The sequence below is a fragment of the Mariniflexile sp. TRM1-10 genome (genome assembly GCF_003425985.1).
Lineage (GTDB): Bacteria > Bacteroidota > Bacteroidia > Flavobacteriales > Flavobacteriaceae > Mariniflexile.
The window spans coordinates 2,699,661-2,716,232 of sequence record NZ_CP022985.1 but is presented as its reverse complement, the minus strand read 5'-3'; the positions used below and the strand labels follow the sequence as shown (position 1 = coordinate 2,716,232).

Below are 16,572 nucleotides of genomic sequence, written 5' to 3'. Positions count from 1 at the left end.
ATGTTTTTTAAACACGTTACATTCATTTCAATCATCCTTTTAAGTGTTTTTGCCTGTAAAGAAGACAAAAAAACAGTCACGCAAACAGACATTTCATTTAAAAAAGAAGGTGATCTTACTATTTTTAAGTCGGCTGATTCTACTAAAATACATTTAGATATTGAAATAGCCGATACCGATTTTGATATCCAAACGGGATTAATGTACCGTGATGCCATGGAAAAAAACCAAGGCATGTTGTTTGTCTTTGATGATGCAACCGAACGTTATTTTTACATGAAAAACACCAAAATACCTTTGGATATTATTTACATAAGCGACACTAAAAAAATTGTAAGCTTTCAAAAAAATGCCCAACCTTTCGATGAAAGCTCGTTGCCATCACATGTTCCTGCAAAATATGTATTAGAAATTAATGCGGGTTTATCAGACGCTTGGTCGCTTGCTGTTGGTGACAGTATTAGTTTTAGGCAATAAGCTACACATTACATTGAAAACAACAGAAATATTCGGTATTTACAGAATATGTTGGGACATAGTTCGCCAAAAACAACAGAAATTTATACCAAACCCTTTGAAATTAACAATAAGACCATTATAAGCCCATTGGATACCTTATAAAAAGTAATATATTGCAGACATAAACGATATGACTACAATGGTATAGCTGTTTATTGTGGTTATATTATTGTTACCTGTTATTTTATGACCGACCATTCAACAACTAAATGACCGACCAAATATTACTTGACAAAACTGCTTCTATTCTATTAATTGAACAAAGAGACAACAACGAAGTTGTTATTGGAGCACCACACCATACATTAGGTGGCGTGAAAACTATGCCTTGTCCAGAGCATACCGACGGAGATGAAAACACAGGATTTATTGCACGACGAGTTGCGGAACAAATAAAATCTTCTTCGGTCATTGCTTGCAATTATCGGGTTGACCCAAACAAGAATTTAAGCACAGACTATTCATCTCAAATTGCAAAATGGAAACCCAAGTATTTAATTGAAATTCACGGACACGGTGCAAGAAAAATAGACAATTTTTGCATTGAGGTTTCATCAGGAAAAATTGAACGGAATGAAATCTCAAAACTGTTTGCGACAACTTTAAAAAATAAATTTCAAGACAACAAAACATTAAAAGACTATAAAGTTTGTGGCGACTTCAATAATATATATTTTAAAGCCGCCAAGACAGCGACTATTATTGATGACAGGTGGACACCAATTCACATTGAACTTCCACCATCAATACGGCTAGACAAGACAATAACTTGCCAATTTTTACAGATGAATTCATTAAATACTTAATTGAAACAATTTCTGAAATTTGTAAATAACAAACGTGGCAAAACAAAACGGCAGGTAACATCGGTTTGGCAATATGGAGGCAGAAGTGTTTCTATGAAAAATTTGCATAAGGTTCAACATTAGGAATTCTATTGAGCTTTGGTGCTAAAAATCCGCTACATCGCCAAGCCAAAAAACGTTATGTGCAATTTGAGTTATCGTAAAAATTAAAATTATGAACATCAAAGAAATTTTAAAAGAACATGTGAAAAAGGATAACAGAGAACAAGTTTTTGATATTATTGATAATAAAATGACGGAAGGCGATGTAAAATTTGCCATCAGTTATATCGATAATTTAGATACCATTTCTAAACACGAAGTAACTAAAATTGAATATGCCGATAATGGCAACTTTTGTATTCAATGCTCAACTGGAATAAATTATATAAAATAGTGTAATGAAAAAACTCATACTTACTTTCGTTATTGGACATTTTTTATTGGGATGTGGAATCTCAGAAGAAAAATACGAAGCTCTAAAAAAAGAAAATAAAGAATTAAAAACAGAGGTTTCAAGATTGAACAACTTATTATTCGACTTACAATTAAAAGAAAGTTTAAGAAATCAATTTAGCGAAGAAGATGTCTGTGGATTGACAAAGCAATATCTCGAAAAAGAATATGACTTTTGTATTGAATATGTGGTATTCGACAAAATTATTGCAGAAAAATTGACTAATGGAAATTGGTATGTTTATGTCAGCTTTACTGATAAATCTGGTGGCGTGAAATTTAAGGATGAATTTTTTAATAAAAAATCAACTAACAAATATTTATTTAAAACTGGAGAAAATCGTTCCTATAACATTGAATTAATTAAAGGAACAATTCCATTTTGTAGCTAATAAAAAAGACTACACACAACAACTAACCGTTGCACAAGCCCATAATTTTATAAGAACAAGATATAAATGCGCCCTTTTAAGGGCGTTTGTTTTTTATGGAAGCTATTTATAATCTTAATTCAAGGTCATTATAACGCAGTAAAACACTAAGCACTGGGTTCGTATCGGGCAATCGACACAGACTTTCTTTGATGCCCGATATTCTTTCTTTTTGCTGTGGTTCTTGGTTTCGTGGGAATACTTTTTAAACAAAACAACCTACCTTGTGAACACACATAACGATCTTCAAATTGTGTTCAGACAAATACTTAACTGAAACTGACTGAACAGCTTCTTTTAGTATCGTTTTTTGCCTTGCATGCTTAAAAATAAGAAGTTTCATGCAAATATTAGAATTTTAAATTATGTTTGAAGAGTTGTGTAACGGGCACACCGTATAAAATTAATTGTTAGTGCAAGCTACTTACGAAAATCCTTGCGGATTTTCTATCCAGTTTTTATTTGGTTAATTAGGTGCCTGACCACACAATAAACCATATGCAGGCAGTTGCGTGAAATTTGGAAGTTTGGTACATTATTTGTACATTTAATTTATATTATGTAATTAAATAAGCAATGGGAAAAGTTAGACTAGAAAATATCAATAAAAAGTATTTATCAGGAAAGGATAAATCTGAATCTGAAAAAGCAGTAGCTGAATTTAGAGTTATTGAGGATAGAAGTGACTTATCCTTATTGGGATGGATTGCAGCAGAAGGCACAAAAAAAGGATTTGAAAGAGCAAAAAAAGTTGCTCACGAAATAATTATTGTTCAAAACGGAAAACTTATCCGTAAAAGACCTGGTAAACCTAACCAAGTTATTTCTAAATTAGAAGAAAGACAGGTTGTTGTTGGAAAAACTACTTCTCTTTAAAAATTTAGAATGAAATAAATGCAAAATAAAAGATTAAGAATGTTTGCTGGACCAAATGGTTCTGGAAAAAGCACAGTCTTCAATGAAATTAAGGCCGAGTACGATTTAGATTTAGGCATTTATTTGAACGCAGATGAAATTGAAAAAAAACTAAAGAAAAAAAATTCAATTGATATTTTGGATTATAATCTTTCAGTAAATATTGGAAACAAATTTAATGACTTTATTTCTTCCCATTCCCTTTTTAAAAAAGCAGAAAATGATGGATATAAGATTGACTTAACTTTCAAAAATGGTTTGATTCTAAATCCAAATTCGCAAACTCATTCTTATGAAGCATCAATTTTAACTGACTTTTTACGACAAGAATTAATTAAATCAGGACAAAAACTATCTTTTGAAACGGTAATGTCTCATCCATCCAAAATAGAAACTCTTAAATTCTCCAGAGAAAATAATTATAAGAATTACTTGTATTTTATATCAACTGAAAGTGTCGAAATTAATAAATCACGAGTAATAGAAAGAGTTATGAACGGAGGTCATCCAGTTCCTCCAAAAAAAATAGAGGAAAGATATTACAGAAGTTTAGAGATGTTGCAAGAAGCTATAAAATCGACCTATAGAACATTTATTTTTGATAATAGCGAGAGTAAATCAAGATTAATTCTTGATATTCACAAAGCTAAAACAGTAACATATCGGAGTGAAAGAATTCCAAAATGGGTAGATAAATATTGTTTAGGTATTCATTAAAAAACTGCACACACCGGTAGCTGTTGCACAAGCCCATAATTTTATAAAACAAGATATAAATGCGCCTTTTTAAGGGCGTTTGTTTTTATGGAAGTATTTACAATTAAATTCAAGGTAATTATAACGCTGCAAAACACTAAGCACAGGGTTCGTATCGGGGGATCGACACAGGCTTTCTTTGATGCCCGACATTCTTTCTTTTTGGTGTGGTTCTTCGTTTCGTAGAATACTTTTTTGAGCGGAACAACCTTATCTTGTGGACGTAAATAGTGATCTTCAAATTGTATTCAGACAAATACTTAACTGAAATTGACTGAACAGCTTCTCTTGGTATTATTTTTGCCTTGCATGCTTAAAAATAAGAAGTTTCATGCAAGTATTAAAATTTTAAATTATATTTGAAGAGTTGTGCAACAGGCATAACGTGTAAAAATAATTACTTGGTTCTCACCTACTCGGAAAATCCTGCGGATTTCCCAAAGCCAGTTTTTATTTGGAAAGGTTCGTGACTAGATACGCCACAACTCATATACAAGAACGTTGGCATCGATATAAGAAACCGGCAGCAATTGAAACTTACAAAGAAAAAAATAAAAGATTGAATGTTTTACAACGGAGCAAATTGTGATATTTATATCGGAAAAGGTGCAGGAAAAAAGCTCCTAAATGATATTCGGAATGCAAAAAAGTCAATAAAAATTGTTTCTCCATATCTTTCTCCATTTTTAATCTCCGAGTTAATAAGCTTAAGAAAACAAAATTTAGATGTTGTATTGATTACTACAGACAACATTGAAGATTTTTATGGAAACTACGAAAGAAATATTCATCAACTCATCATACAAAATAGGGAAACGGACAAAAAAGCATTTGAAAAGCGAGAAAAATGGAAAGATGTTTCAAAAATTCTAACATACATAACCTTTGGACTTTTAGCAATATTAATTGGAATATCATATTTATTCAGAGACATAAAAGTTGCTTTCGGACTAATTCCTATTGTTATAATATTTATTATCATAAAGTTTTATAAAAACAAAATCAAGAACAAAAGAATTTACTCATATTGGTATTCACAACTTTTTCCTTTCAAAGTATATATGTCACCAGATACGACAGATTTGAGCGACACTTTTATTCACGCAAAAATTTATTTGATAGATGACCAAATTGCTTATTTAGGTTCATTAAACTTTACAGCAAGCGGAACAAAACACAACTATGAAACAAGAATAAGAACAACCGACCCAAATGCAATAAAAGAAATTAAAGAAGAGCTTTACCAACTGTTGAATCATTCAAATTTACCTGAAAGAGATATTCAGTATTGGGGAAAGGAATTATATAAAGAACCTATTAATTAAAAAATGCTACTGCCAATAACTAGACACCGGCAACTGTTTCACAAGCCCGTAATTTCATAAAAATAAGATATAAATACGTCCTTTTAAGGGCGTTCATTTTTTATGGAAGTTGTTTACAATCTAAATTCAAGGTCATTATAACACAGTAAAACATACCTATAAAAATTCTTTATACTGCATCACCCTGAAATCGAAAGTGGTAAATTTCGGGTTTTCAGCCTTTAACTGTTTGTATGATGGCAGCTTACTTATTGAAATATTGGCAGCACCAGAACCCGAAGTCAGTGATACCGTTTTAATGGTTCTTGTGGAAGCTCCAACTGCATTCAAGCCATTTGGTAATTCAAATTGATGAATTCGAGGCACTTCAGACGAAACAACTTCTAACTTTAAACCAAAGTCTTTAAGATGCTTTCTAAAGAAATATTCAGGGCCATTTTTACTGTTTCCACCCGTAAATAAAAGCGTATCAATGTTTGGAAATGTTTTTAAATACCCTATTAAATTTCTTAGTTTTATGTTTTTCATCCCCAAATCGGATGCATCAATTTTATCGCGTTCGCAACTTTCAACAATATCACAAACACCAATTTTATGGGCCATTAGAAATGCTTTGCGTTCATCTATTGCTTCTTGGGAATTGTTATATTTTAAATTGAGATTGTAAATTTTATCAATATACAACCATAGTGAATTATAATAACTTCCATAACAAAAATCGACATCCTTTTCTAAAAGTTCACCCATTGAAAAACGTGGAGGCGGCAGTGTACCTACAATTAATTTGGTAGTATCTGTTTGTATAAATGGTTGATATGGATGCTTATGTTTAAACAGCTTTACTTTGATTTTATTATGAAATTTTGTATTTTACCTAGAACTGTCTTTTCGGGCAGTTCTGACCGCTCCAAAGGAACGGTGAATTGGATGCCCCGAGGCAGAGCCTTCGGGGAATTATTTAGATTAAAAATACATAGAATTATGGGAAAAGGAGATAAAAAAACAAAACGGGGTAAAATAAACAGAGGCACTTTTGGCGTTAGACGCCCTAGAATAAAAAAGAAACCATCCGTTGAAACCAAAATCAGCATTGATAAAAAAGCCATTGCAAGATAATGACTATTGATTAAGTTCTCCCAAGAGTTTTTCAACCTCTTCTATAGTGGCTCGGTAAATGCGTTTATTGGGACGCGTCATGTTTTGGGATTCAATCCTTATTTCTTCTAGTATCTCTTTAGCATCGGGCGTTTTATCTCTGCTTATTAAAAATTTTGCGAGTGTTAAACGTTCATTATAAAAGGAATAACGAACATCAATTTGCCTTAAATTTGACTCTGCCTCTTCAAAATTATCTAACTTTTCTAAAGCCAATCCATATAAAAATTGCGCTCTCGATTTTTTAAACTCAAATTGATTTTGAATTTTTTCTGCATATAGAATGACGCTACTATAATCTTCAATACCATAATATGCTTCTATTAATTTATTAGTAACATAAAAATCATTCTGGGAACTGTCTTCTAAGGCCTCTAAATAATGTGGTATTGCATTTTTATAATCCTTAAGATCCCATAAAGCATCGGCTAAATTAACCCTGTTTTGATAAGTCTCTGTAAATTGAAGGCGTTTTTCCAAATCCTTAATTTTTTTTGTTGGATTGATAACCGATACGATCTCCTCTTGAATTTTTTCTGCATCACGTTTATTATAAACTTGGGTTATTAAGTAAATAATACAGCCTATAACGGGGATAAACATGATTAAAAAATACCAGTAGTATGGGCTTCTGTGTTTATACGCGTGATAAATACAGTAACCTTGAAGTAATAGAATTAAATAGTATGGCATAACTTATCTTATAAAAACCAATTCTGTGTCGGTTGACATAGGTTCACTGAAATTATACCCTTCATAATTAAAAGCCTTAATAGCATCAACTGTTTTTGCATTGGTATCTATAACGTATCTCGCCATGAAGCCTCGGGCTTGTTTAGCAAACGTCATAATCATTTTATATTCGCCATTTTTAAAATCTTTAAAATTTGCAGTAATTACGGGTACTTTTAACGCTTTAGCATCGATGGCTTTAAAGTATTCGTTGCTGGCTAAGTTTAAGAATAACTCACCGTCTTCCAATTCTTCATTTAAAGCTTTAGCAATGGTTTTCTGCCAAAAGGCATATAGGTTTTTGTTTTTTCCAACAGGGAATTTGGTTCCCATTTCCAATCGGTAAGGTTGAATTAAGTCCAAAGGCCTAAGCAAACCGTATAAACCTGAAATAATACGCACTGTATCCTGTACCGTTTCTATTTTTTCTTTTGAAATGGTATAGGCGTCCAATCCTCTGTAAACCTCGCCACTAAAGGCATACATGGCAGGTCTTGCATTGTCTGGTGTAAAAGGTAATTGCCACTCTTGGTTACGCTGATAATTTAACTGTCCCAAAGTATCGGAAATACCCATAAGTTTCGATAAACTTTTGGCCGATTTCTTTTTAAGCAATTTATTTATACGTTCCGATTGGTCTAAAAACTGCGGCTCGGTATATTGTGTTGTGGGTAACTTAGTTTCAAAATCGAGTGACTTTGCTGGTGACAATACTAGTTTCATGTGCTTATATCTATTATTTTTTCAATGGTCACATGGAACATCCTGTTTAATCATTCCCTTGGGAGGTAAAATTTTTCCACGGATGTTTCATGTACTTGTATCTATTGTTTTTTCAATGGTCACGGAACATCCTATATAATCATTCCCTTTTTGTATCGAGACCTCATTATGGAAGTTTCACTATCTCATTTTATAATCTCAAAGTTACAACTACTAAGCAATAATTAAAACTTAGATAGCAAGTATTTGTTAATAGTTCAATCATCATGTAGCTTCAAAAACATAAAGCCCTTCTTCTACCCCATTATTATATAAACATTTTTTACGTTGAAAACCGTTTTTCACATAAAAGGCATCTAATTTTAAATCTTCAATAGTTAGCCAATAGTTTTGTTTTGGATGCATCGCTTTTAATTCACTTAACCAAAGTGAGCCCAAATTTTGTTGCCTTCTTTCTTCTATAACAAAAATAAAACCTAAATATTGATAGCCTTTATGAAGCCAAGTGTTCGATTCAGCTTCAGCATACAACATATCGGGAGGGCAGGTTGAAAACACCAAACCACCAGCAATGATTTGGTTACTATCTAAAAACACATAACATTTAGTGGTTTCTTTATAACGTTCCCAAAAAGGCACGATGCCATCTTGCCAATCCTCGGGCAGTATTTTAAAAAATTCGGAAATATCTGTACAGACTTTAAAAATCATTTATGAATATATTAAAAATGAATTGGATGAAAAACAAGTACCTTTCGACTGCGCTCAAGGTGACACAGTTACAGTAAACCCCACGACCAAAGTTTATCGGAATCTTCAGTCCAACGATCGCCAATATCAGTTCTGTAATACCCGTTATTGATGATCACGTTACTAATTCTATTATACATCATCTTTTGGGCATCTTTCATGGTATTTCCAACACCCGTAACTAAAACGGCAATGCCTGTATTACCTGTAATTAACCATTCATCGTTCACTTTTTTTAAATGCATGGGGTGCACACCTTCTTTTCCGTTTTTCTTAAATACGACCACGGCATCTTTGGAAAATAGGTTGAATGTTTTTTTGTCGTCATACGGAAACGGCGGCACAACAATAAAAGCACCTACCTGAAACCCTTTTTTTACATTGATTTTGAATTGCTTTTTTGCTGCCAATTTTAAAAATAATTCGCCCATAGGTTCGTTAATTCCCGCACGTTGAATAAAGATTTGCGGATATCCAAACCGAGATGTAAACTCTAACGGATAAATACCATTACCGTTTACAATACAGTTAATATCGATATGCCCTATAAAGTGATGTTTAGCGAGTGTACTTTGAAACTTCAATAAAGTGGCTTCAAAAATTGGTGAATCTTTGGTCCAAAACATACTGGTTCCCATTTCACCCGTTGAAACACCTAGTTCTTTTGGGAATAGTTTTTTATGTTCGAAAGTGATGTTAATAGGATAAATAAACTCGTTTCCATTAAAAAATGCAGCAATAGATACTTCAACACCTTTTACCCTTCGTTGCAATTGAAAATTCCCAAAATCGTTACCCCATGATTTTTCATAAGCTTTTAAAACCCGAATGGCATCCAAACCTTCATCATCACTCCCTACAAACAAGAGTTGTTTAAGCTCTTGGGTTTCGCCACAAGGCTTAATGACATAAGTATTTGGGTTGGCTTCAATATACTTGATAGCATCGTTAAAAGATGTAAACTCTTTAGACGGAATGACCTTAATTTTATGTTTTTGTAATTCAGCCTGTCCAAAATTTCTATCCAACTCTAACTTATCGGTGTATTCGGTACCACCAATCACCAATTTTCCTGCTGCTCTTAATTCACTTGCCATTTTACCATAGCCGGTATAATCGAAAACAATAATATCAGCCCAATCGATGTGTTTCTTCCACTGCGTTACTTTGTTAACAAAGCCATAGCCAATTTCTTTAGAGCCCTTGTCTTCAATAAACATTTTAACATCGTGGCCTTCTAATTTAATTGTATTTATAATATCTAAAGATTCGCCCCAGCGCGATACAAAAAGAAACTTTTTGCTCAAGGGTTGTTGTGTTTTCACAGGAAATACATATGATTTTGAATGATTAAAATCTTTACCAAAAGTATATAATTTAGTTGTTTGTTGTATATACGATTATAAGCAAAATATGGCTTATTTAAAACTAACAAAAAAAAGCCTACCAACATAATGCTGATAGGCTTTTTCGAGAAATTATTTTATTAAGTTATTCTTTTACTTTCTTTTTGTCTTCACCTCTTTTTATGGTATCGTACATTAAAGGTGTTGCAATAAATAACGATGAGTAAGTACCTACTACAATACCCACTATTAAGGCGAACATAAAGCCTCTTATGGAATCCCCACCAAAAGTAAAGATGGCTAATAATACTACCAATGTGGTCAATGATGTATTTAAAGTTCTTCCTAAGGTACTGCTTAACGACACATCTACAATTTTATCGAAATTCCATGTAGTGTGCTCGTTTACATATTCCCTAATTCTATCGAACACAATTACGGTATCGTTTAACGAATAACCAATAACCGTTAATATCGCCGCAATAAATGCTTGGTCTATTTCCATACTGAATGGCATAAACTTGTATGTTAATGAGAACACACCTAACACAATTAGCACATCATGGAATACTGCCGCAACAGCACCTAACGAGAATTGCCATTTCTTGAAACGCAATAAAATATAAAGGAACACTACAATTAAAGAGCCTAAAATTGCCCAAAAAGATGCTTGCTTAATATCATCAGCAATGGTTGGACTTACTTTGTAGTATTTCATTAAACCAACTGACTTACCTTCAGATTCGTTAATAAAATCATCATAAGACTGACCTTCCAAATGTGGTTGTAATGTGGTATAAAGCGTTTTTCTGATCGCTTCATCAACTTCAGAACCAGATTCATTTACTTTATATTTAGTTGTGATTTTTAACTGATTTGCATCACCAAATGTTTTAGCATCGGCACTACCAAAAGCACCTACTAAAGTAGCGGTGATTTCCGAAGCACTAACGTCTTGTGGGAAACGTACTTGATATGTTCTACCTCCAACAAAATCAACACCTTGATCTAAACTATTTGTAAATAAAGAGCCTAAACTTACTAAAATAAATGCACCAGAAATAATGTAAGCAATTTTACGTTTCTTTAAGAATTCGATACTTAAATTTCTGAATAGATTTTTTGTAAGAGGTGTAGAGAACTCTAACTTACCACCTTTGTTTACATACCAATCAACTAACAATCTGGTAATAAAAATAGCCGTAAATAAAGAGGTGCCAATACCAATTAATAAGGTCGTAGCAAATCCTTTAATTGGGCCAGTACCGAAAATAAACAAAATTAAAGCGGTTAGACCTGTCGTTATGTTGGCATCTATAATAGATGAAAGCGCATTACTAAATCCGTCTTGAATAGCTTCTTTTTGTCCTTTACCTTTGGCTATTTCCTCACGTATACGCTCAAAAATAATAACGTTCGCATCCACCGACATACCTATGGTAAGTACGATACCCGCAATACCTGGCAAGGTTAATACGGCTCCTAAGCCCGATAAAATACCAAAGATTAATAAGATATTTAAAATCATGGCAACATCGGCAAAACCACCTGCTTTTCCGTAATAAAGCACCATCCAAACCAATACTAATACTAAAGCAATCATGAAAGACATGCTACCACTATCAATAGCTTCCTGTCCTAATGATGGCCCTACAACTTCACTTTGAATAATATCTGCAGATGCCGGTAATTTACCCGCACGTAGTACGTTGGCTAAATCGACAGCTTCGTTTAATGTAAAGTTTCCTGAAATTTCTGAACTTCCACCAGAAATGGGCCCTGTAGTTACACCTGGGGCAGAATACACAACGTTATCCAAAACAATGGCTATTTGACTACCTTGAGCATATGCTTTACCAGTCATTTCTTCCCAAATTTTAGCACCTTTTGCATTCATTTGCATAGATACCGTTGGCTTATTCGTTTGACTAAAATCGTTTCGTGCATCTGTTACAACAGCACCACTTAATTGTGGTATGTTATCTCTATTACCCACTAAAGCATATAGATCTACTATTTCGCTATCTTTTTCTGGTTTCCCGAAAGCAAATTTGGCATAACGCATTTCGGCAGGAAGTAACGCACGTACTTTTGGTGAGTTTAAATAGTTAAGAACTTTTTCTTTATCCTTAATTTCAAACCGTGCAATAACTGGTCCACCTTGGTAACCATAACCACGAATTAAACTAATAAGTGGCTCAACTGTTTTTACAGCTGTAGAATCGGTAGCAGCTTCTCCTAAAAGGGCATCGATCGTTGATTCCGTTGCATTTTCTTCATCTTGAGGTTCCGTATCAAGCGTGTCTTTTTCAACCTCAGCAGTTTCTTTTAAAACCTCGTTAGCTTGTGCTAAAAATTCGAAAAATAGCTCACCTTTATAAGCATCCCAAAACTCTAATTGCGCTGTACTTTGAAGTAAACTTGTAGCACGTTCAATATCTTTAACACCTGGTAATTCTACTAAAATACGACCAGAAGATCCTAAACGCTGAATGTTTGGTGATGTTACACCAAACTCATCAATACGTTTACGTAATACTTCGAAAGCAGAAACGATAGATTCGTCTATTTTTGTACTGATGACTTTTTTAACTTCATCGTCAGACATGTTTCCTTCAATCTCGCCATCTAAAGCTTTGGTATAAAATATATCTGGAGACGCTAATTTGGTGTCGCCTTTAATTTTATCAAATGCAATGAAAAAATCTTCTAAATAGGTATTTTGACTATTTTTTTGAAGCGTTTCGGCATCATTCAAGGCCTTATTGAATACAGGATTTTTAGTATTATTAGCCAATCCTTTTAAGATGTCTTTTACAGAAACCTGAAGAATAACGTTAATACCACCTTTTAAATCAAGGCCTAAATTCATGGCTTTTTCTTTCACATCATTGTATGTGAATTTTGCAATACCAATATTAAATACAGTATCTGTAGCTATAGATTGCAAGTAATTCGCTTCTTCGATACTTCGCTTTGCGCGATAATCTGGCTCAGATTCTGGAATTTTGTTAATGGCTACTTCTTGAGCAGTTTTTTCTATTTGATTTGCCTTGAATGTGAATGATAATTGGTAAATACTTACCAAACCAAACAAAACGGCAAATAATTTTACGAGTCCTTTGTTTTGCATTGTAATTTTTTTGGGTCTAATTTTTTAAACAGGCAAATATAGAATTTACCGCTAATTTGACAGTTATTTTTTATGATAATAAATGTGAATGGATATAGTTTAAAACTATATTTTTTTAAGACCTCACAGGTTTTAAAAACCTGTGAGGTTTATTTTTTGGAGAATATTCCTTAACAGTTCGGTCCTGCCCTAACTTCGGGTATTTTATAAGAAGTATTATCTATTGCAAGTGCAACATTTTTTTGAAATTTATAGGCTCCTTTCTCAAGATCCTCTATATTTTTCATTGCTATTTCCTGTGTTGGCACAGAGACAATAGGAATAAAGAATCGGTTGTAATCGTATTTTAGTTCTAAAGCACATTTACCACCAAAACCTGTGTTTGCGTCGTGTTTTTGTATTTCAAATACATCTAAATTGTATGCAGTAGCTTGCTTTTCAGAAGGTGATTTAGCTGGTTTCTCATGTTCATTAGAGGAGACTTTACCTAACGCTAATTCTTTTTCTTCAGAAAGTATTTTTTTTACGTGAGCTACATCGGTATTGCTATAATATGAGATTTTATAGCTTCCTGCTGCTTGCTCTTCTACTTGAATATTATTAACACCTATAATTTGCAATTGTTTTTTAACAATAGCGATCGTGTTTTTGGCTTGGTTTGATGAGCCTTCTAGTTGGGCAAACTGCAATACAATTTCCTGATTGGGTACAGGAGCTTGTTGATGACTTGCAACACCCAATAAAGTAAAAATAAAAATTAAAGTACTAATGCACCATTTTGCCTTCATGCGCCAAATATATGATTTTAGCTTATAATTTGACAGTTTTTATATTTTAATTTTGAAGTATAACTTATAAATTGAAAGTTATAAATACTTAAAATGCCTAAAGTAGCGTTTTAACACTCCACTTTAGGCACTCATAACTTTAGTACACTTATAACTTTAGCGCACTTTAAGTATTTATATACTACAATAAATCGTTAACAGCTTTTACTCCTTGTGCACTTTCTACCATAGTTGCTTTTTCAGCATCATTTAAAACGATATTAACAATTTCCTCAATACCATTTTTCCCTAAAACTACTGGTACACCAAGACAAATATCATTAAAACCATATTCACCTTCCAACAACGTTGAACAAGGAAATACTTTTTTAGTATCGCAAGCAATCGCATGAACCATTCCAGATACAGCAGCTCCCGGTGCATACCATGCAGAAGTACCTAACAATTTAGTAAGTGTAGCACCACCAACTTTAGTTTCTTCTTTTACTTGGTCTAATCTATCTTCACTTAAAAATTCTGAAACAGGTACGCCATTTCTAGTAGCTAAACGCGTTAAAGGAATCATCCCTGTATCACTATGTCCACCAATCACCATACCATCTACATCGCTAATTGGACCACCTAAAGCTTCTGCCAATCTGTATTTAAAACGTGCAGAATCTAAAGCACCACCCATACCAATAATTTTGTTTTTTGGTAAGTTGGTAGATTTGTGTACCAAATAAGTCATAGTATCCATTGGGTTACTCACCACAATAATGATTGTTTTTGGAGAAAATTCAATTAAGCTTGAAGAAACAGTTTTAACAATTCCTGCATTGATACCAATTAATTCTTCGCGTGTCATTCCCGGTTTACGTGGAATACCAGAAGTTATTACACAAACATCACTATTTGCTGTTTTGCTATAATCGTTTGTGATACCCGTTATTTTGGTATCGAAACCATTTAATGAAGCTGTTTGCATTAAATCCATAGCTTTACCTTCGGCATAGCCTTCTTTAATGTCTAATAAAACAACTTCTGAAGCGAAATTTTTAATGGCAATATACTCTGCACAACTTGCGCCTACTGCTCCTGCACCTACTACTGTTACTTTCATTTTTTAGATTTTAATAATTTTTTAGATAATTGTGATATTTTTTTCCTCTTGTAATGAACTCATTTAAACTTTTTTGATTGAAGCGAAAATTTAACCCTGCACCAGCTGGCTCGTTCGCTAAAATAACCCACAGGGTTATTTTTTACGCTCCGCCCTATGCTCGACAGAAGGCTTTTTCGAGTTGCATAGCAGGGCTACGGAAAGAGAAAAAGACAAAAACCGAGTGTAAAAGGACAATTTTTTAGCCAATTATGAAAAGTTTAAACGGGTTCAATATGAAAATTATGTATTCACGTGCCACAAAAGGTTAATTTTTATGCTTTTAAGCACGCTAAATTACGAATTAAAATACACTAAATAAAAAAAGTGCAAGATTAAATCTTCCACTTTTTAATTAACTAATCATTATTAAAATAACTTAAGCTAAACAATTATATAATTCGAATTCATTAAAAATTTTCTTGAAAATTTAAGGATTATCTAAACCCAAAATTTATACCAACAGAAAAGGCATTGAATTCAGATAAATGATATTCGGCATTCAATCTAAAAAACCCTAATTTCAACTTGGTTCCCAGAGTACCTCTAACTGAAGACACTTCACTTGAAACAGAGAATGGGTCGGTAATTGTTTGAGAAAACAAAGGGCCGTCGGAAACAATGTATGTTCCTAATAAATCGGATTCAGACTTTCCTTTGATATAACCAATACCTCCATAAAAATTAATAACAGGCAATTTTGTTGAAGCTATAAGTTGAAACAACCAAGTGTTCGTACCATTTTCAAGTCTTTGATTATCACCGTTTATCCCCGAAGAATCCGTTAAATCGTAACTGCCATCTAAATGCGTATAAGCAACCAATCCTGAAACAGCCACTGGTAATACTTTATCGGCAGGCAACCATTTAGTAAATTCTACTTGCAAACCTGCACCGTACATGCTTAAAGCGACATCTTCTGTATCAATTTTAGGAACAAATCGTGCCTTTATTTCTATCCCTTTGCTTAACCCTAGCGCTCCTTGTATAAAAGCTGTAGGCAACAAATTAGCACTGGCAGAACCAATCCCACTAGGCAAGGTTATTCTTTCTTCTTGCTCTCCTAAGATTTCATCTTCATACCTAACAATAATATCTATGTCAGGATTATTTTCTCCCAATGCTGAAGCTACTTTTTTTGAAGCGACCCCATCGGCAAATTCTACAGTAAAATCTTGATCTGGATCACTGTTATAATCTGCTATATTCATTAAAAATGATTTATGCTCATCCTTTACGGCTGCCGCATTAGCTATAATCGAAATCTCAAAACCTCCCAATGGCTTTACATCGGCTGTATTAAACCAGTTGGCATTCATACTGTGCATTAAACCATTGGTTCCTGGCGCTAAATAATCGTTTGCAAAACGCTCAGCATTTTTTACTCCTGCAGCTAAAAGTGCATCTATATCTTGAGCTCTTGAAGAAATTGTTGCTAGACACAACAATATAAGTAGGCAAATTTTTCTCATTCTTTTTAAATTTAAGTTACACAAATATATATAAAAAACTACATAAATAAACATTTTATCGAAAAAAAACAGCGTTTAAACGATG

The 16,572-nt window shown here is 33.3% G+C and carries 18 protein-coding genes; 9 read left to right on the top strand and 9 right to left on the bottom strand.

The window, feature by feature from the left end:
• The 8 genes from CJ739_RS11525 to CJ739_RS11490 all read left to right on the top strand — a co-directional run bounded on the left by CJ739_RS11525 (position 1) and on the right by CJ739_RS11490 (position 5,247).
• A complete protein-coding gene (locus CJ739_RS11525) occupies positions 1 to 477 on the top strand; it encodes a DUF192 domain-containing protein (RefSeq protein ID WP_117175425.1) in 477 nt (158 codons plus the stop codon).
• 12 nt (positions 478 to 489) lie between these two features.
• Positions 490 to 621 carry a hypothetical protein gene (locus tag CJ739_RS11520; RefSeq protein WP_257791461.1) on the top strand — a complete coding sequence of 44 codons (132 nt, stop codon included), beginning with the start codon at positions 490 to 492 and terminating at the stop codon, positions 619 to 621.
• A gap of 107 nt (positions 622 to 728) precedes the next feature.
• Positions 729 to 1,325, top strand: coding sequence for a hypothetical protein (locus CJ739_RS11515; protein WP_117175423.1), 597 nt, complete (start codon positions 729 to 731; stop codon positions 1,323 to 1,325).
• 214 nt (positions 1,326 to 1,539) lie between these two features.
• The gene (locus tag CJ739_RS11510; RefSeq protein ID WP_117175421.1) at positions 1,540 to 1,761 is read left to right on the top strand and encodes a hypothetical protein; all 222 of its coding nucleotides are present in this window, start codon (positions 1,540 to 1,542) and stop codon (positions 1,759 to 1,761) included.
• Between the two features lie 4 nt (positions 1,762 to 1,765).
• On the top strand, positions 1,766 to 2,212 hold the full coding sequence (locus CJ739_RS11505; protein WP_117175419.1) for a hypothetical protein: 447 nt from the start codon (positions 1,766 to 1,768) through the stop codon (positions 2,210 to 2,212).
• 615 nt (positions 2,213 to 2,827) lie between these two features.
• A complete protein-coding gene (locus CJ739_RS11500) occupies positions 2,828 to 3,127 on the top strand; it encodes a hypothetical protein (protein WP_117175417.1) in 300 nt (99 codons plus the stop codon).
• A gap of 18 nt (positions 3,128 to 3,145) precedes the next feature.
• Positions 3,146 to 3,883 (top strand): zeta toxin family protein, encoded by a 738-nt coding sequence (locus CJ739_RS11495; protein ID WP_117175415.1) that lies wholly within the window; start codon positions 3,146 to 3,148, stop codon positions 3,881 to 3,883.
• Positions 3,884 to 4,485: 602 nt separating this feature from the next.
• A complete protein-coding gene (locus CJ739_RS11490; protein ID WP_117175413.1) occupies positions 4,486 to 5,247 on the top strand; it encodes a phospholipase D-like domain-containing protein in 762 nt (253 codons plus the stop codon).
• 156 nt (positions 5,248 to 5,403) lie between these two features.
• Here CJ739_RS11490 and CJ739_RS11485 read toward each other — a convergent pair whose 3' ends face one another.
• Complete coding sequence (locus tag CJ739_RS11485) at positions 5,404 to 6,084, bottom strand: uracil-DNA glycosylase family protein (RefSeq protein ID WP_117175411.1); 681 nt, start codon at positions 6,082 to 6,084, stop codon at positions 5,404 to 5,406.
• Between the two features lie 144 nt (positions 6,085 to 6,228).
• Between CJ739_RS11485 and CJ739_RS11480 the strand changes: the two genes are divergently transcribed.
• Entirely contained in the window at positions 6,229 to 6,363 is a 135-nt protein-coding gene (locus tag CJ739_RS11480) for a 30S ribosomal protein THX (RefSeq protein WP_117178930.1), read from the top strand.
• Between the two features lie 3 nt (positions 6,364 to 6,366).
• Here the strand turns inward: CJ739_RS11480 and CJ739_RS11475 are convergent, their stop codons facing one another.
• The 8 genes from CJ739_RS11475 to CJ739_RS11440 all read right to left on the bottom strand — a co-directional run bounded on the left by CJ739_RS11475 (position 6,367) and on the right by CJ739_RS11440 (position 16,487).
• Positions 6,367 to 7,095 carry a hypothetical protein gene (locus CJ739_RS11475; protein ID WP_117175409.1) on the bottom strand — a complete coding sequence of 243 codons (729 nt, stop codon included), beginning with the start codon at positions 7,093 to 7,095 and terminating at the stop codon, positions 6,367 to 6,369.
• Between the two features lie 3 nt (positions 7,096 to 7,098).
• Positions 7,099 to 7,857: a peroxide stress protein YaaA gene (gene yaaA, locus CJ739_RS11470; RefSeq protein ID WP_117175407.1), complete on the bottom strand. Its 759-nt coding sequence runs from the start codon at positions 7,855 to 7,857 to the stop codon at positions 7,099 to 7,101.
• A 264-nt stretch (positions 7,858 to 8,121) separates the two neighbouring features.
• The gene (locus tag CJ739_RS11465; protein WP_117175405.1) at positions 8,122 to 8,568 is read right to left on the bottom strand and encodes a GNAT family N-acetyltransferase; all 447 of its coding nucleotides are present in this window, start codon (positions 8,566 to 8,568) and stop codon (positions 8,122 to 8,124) included.
• 68 nt (positions 8,569 to 8,636) lie between these two features.
• Positions 8,637 to 9,932 (bottom strand): phosphoribosylamine--glycine ligase, encoded by a 1,296-nt coding sequence (locus tag CJ739_RS11460; protein ID WP_236951493.1) that lies wholly within the window; start codon positions 9,930 to 9,932, stop codon positions 8,637 to 8,639.
• Positions 9,933 to 10,098: 166 nt separating this feature from the next.
• Entirely contained in the window at positions 10,099 to 13,086 is a 2,988-nt protein-coding gene (secDF, locus tag CJ739_RS11455; protein ID WP_117175403.1) for a protein translocase subunit SecDF, read from the bottom strand.
• 170 nt (positions 13,087 to 13,256) lie between these two features.
• The gene (locus tag CJ739_RS11450) at positions 13,257 to 13,874 is read right to left on the bottom strand and encodes a hypothetical protein (RefSeq protein ID WP_117175401.1); all 618 of its coding nucleotides are present in this window, start codon (positions 13,872 to 13,874) and stop codon (positions 13,257 to 13,259) included.
• A gap of 181 nt (positions 13,875 to 14,055) precedes the next feature.
• The gene (gene mdh, locus CJ739_RS11445) at positions 14,056 to 14,976 is read right to left on the bottom strand and encodes a malate dehydrogenase (RefSeq protein ID WP_117175399.1); all 921 of its coding nucleotides are present in this window, start codon (positions 14,974 to 14,976) and stop codon (positions 14,056 to 14,058) included.
• Between the two features lie 476 nt (positions 14,977 to 15,452).
• Positions 15,453 to 16,487 carry a DUF6588 family protein gene (locus CJ739_RS11440; RefSeq protein ID WP_117178926.1) on the bottom strand — a complete coding sequence of 345 codons (1,035 nt, stop codon included), beginning with the start codon at positions 16,485 to 16,487 and terminating at the stop codon, positions 15,453 to 15,455.
• Positions 16,488 to 16,572 lie beyond the last annotated feature (85 nt).

Excerpts from the sequence above, each read along its gene's own strand:
- CJ739_RS11525 (WP_117175425.1), top strand. The coding sequence starts at position 1 with ATGTTTTTTAAACACGTTACATTCATTTCAATCATCCTTTTAAGTGTT.
- CJ739_RS11515 (WP_117175423.1), top strand. The coding sequence starts at position 729 with ATGACCGACCAAATATTACTTGACAAAACTGCTTCTATTCTATTAATT.
- CJ739_RS11510 (WP_117175421.1), top strand. The coding sequence starts at position 1,540 with ATGAACATCAAAGAAATTTTAAAAGAACATGTGAAAAAGGATAACAGA.
- CJ739_RS11505 (WP_117175419.1), top strand. The coding sequence starts at position 1,766 with ATGAAAAAACTCATACTTACTTTCGTTATTGGACATTTTTTATTGGGA.
- CJ739_RS11500 (WP_117175417.1), top strand. The coding sequence starts at position 2,828 with ATGGGAAAAGTTAGACTAGAAAATATCAATAAAAAGTATTTATCAGGA.
- CJ739_RS11495 (WP_117175415.1), top strand. The coding sequence starts at position 3,146 with ATGCAAAATAAAAGATTAAGAATGTTTGCTGGACCAAATGGTTCTGGA.
- CJ739_RS11490 (WP_117175413.1), top strand. The coding sequence starts at position 4,486 with ATGTTTTACAACGGAGCAAATTGTGATATTTATATCGGAAAAGGTGCA.
- CJ739_RS11480 (WP_117178930.1), top strand. The coding sequence starts at position 6,229 with ATGGGAAAAGGAGATAAAAAAACAAAACGGGGTAAAATAAACAGAGGC.
- CJ739_RS11475 (WP_117175409.1), bottom strand. The coding sequence starts at position 7,095 with ATGCCATACTATTTAATTCTATTACTTCAAGGTTACTGTATTTATCAC.
- yaaA (WP_117175407.1), bottom strand. The coding sequence starts at position 7,857 with ATGAAACTAGTATTGTCACCAGCAAAGTCACTCGATTTTGAAACTAAG.
- CJ739_RS11465 (WP_117175405.1), bottom strand. The coding sequence starts at position 8,568 with ATGATTTTTAAAGTCTGTACAGATATTTCCGAATTTTTTAAAATACTG.
- secDF (WP_117175403.1), bottom strand. The coding sequence starts at position 13,086 with ATGCAAAACAAAGGACTCGTAAAATTATTTGCCGTTTTGTTTGGTTTG.
- CJ739_RS11450 (WP_117175401.1), bottom strand. The coding sequence starts at position 13,874 with ATGAAGGCAAAATGGTGCATTAGTACTTTAATTTTTATTTTTACTTTA.
- mdh (WP_117175399.1), bottom strand. The coding sequence starts at position 14,976 with ATGAAAGTAACAGTAGTAGGTGCAGGAGCAGTAGGCGCAAGTTGTGCA.
- CJ739_RS11440 (WP_117178926.1), bottom strand. The coding sequence starts at position 16,487 with ATGAGAAAAATTTGCCTACTTATATTGTTGTGTCTAGCAACAATTTCT.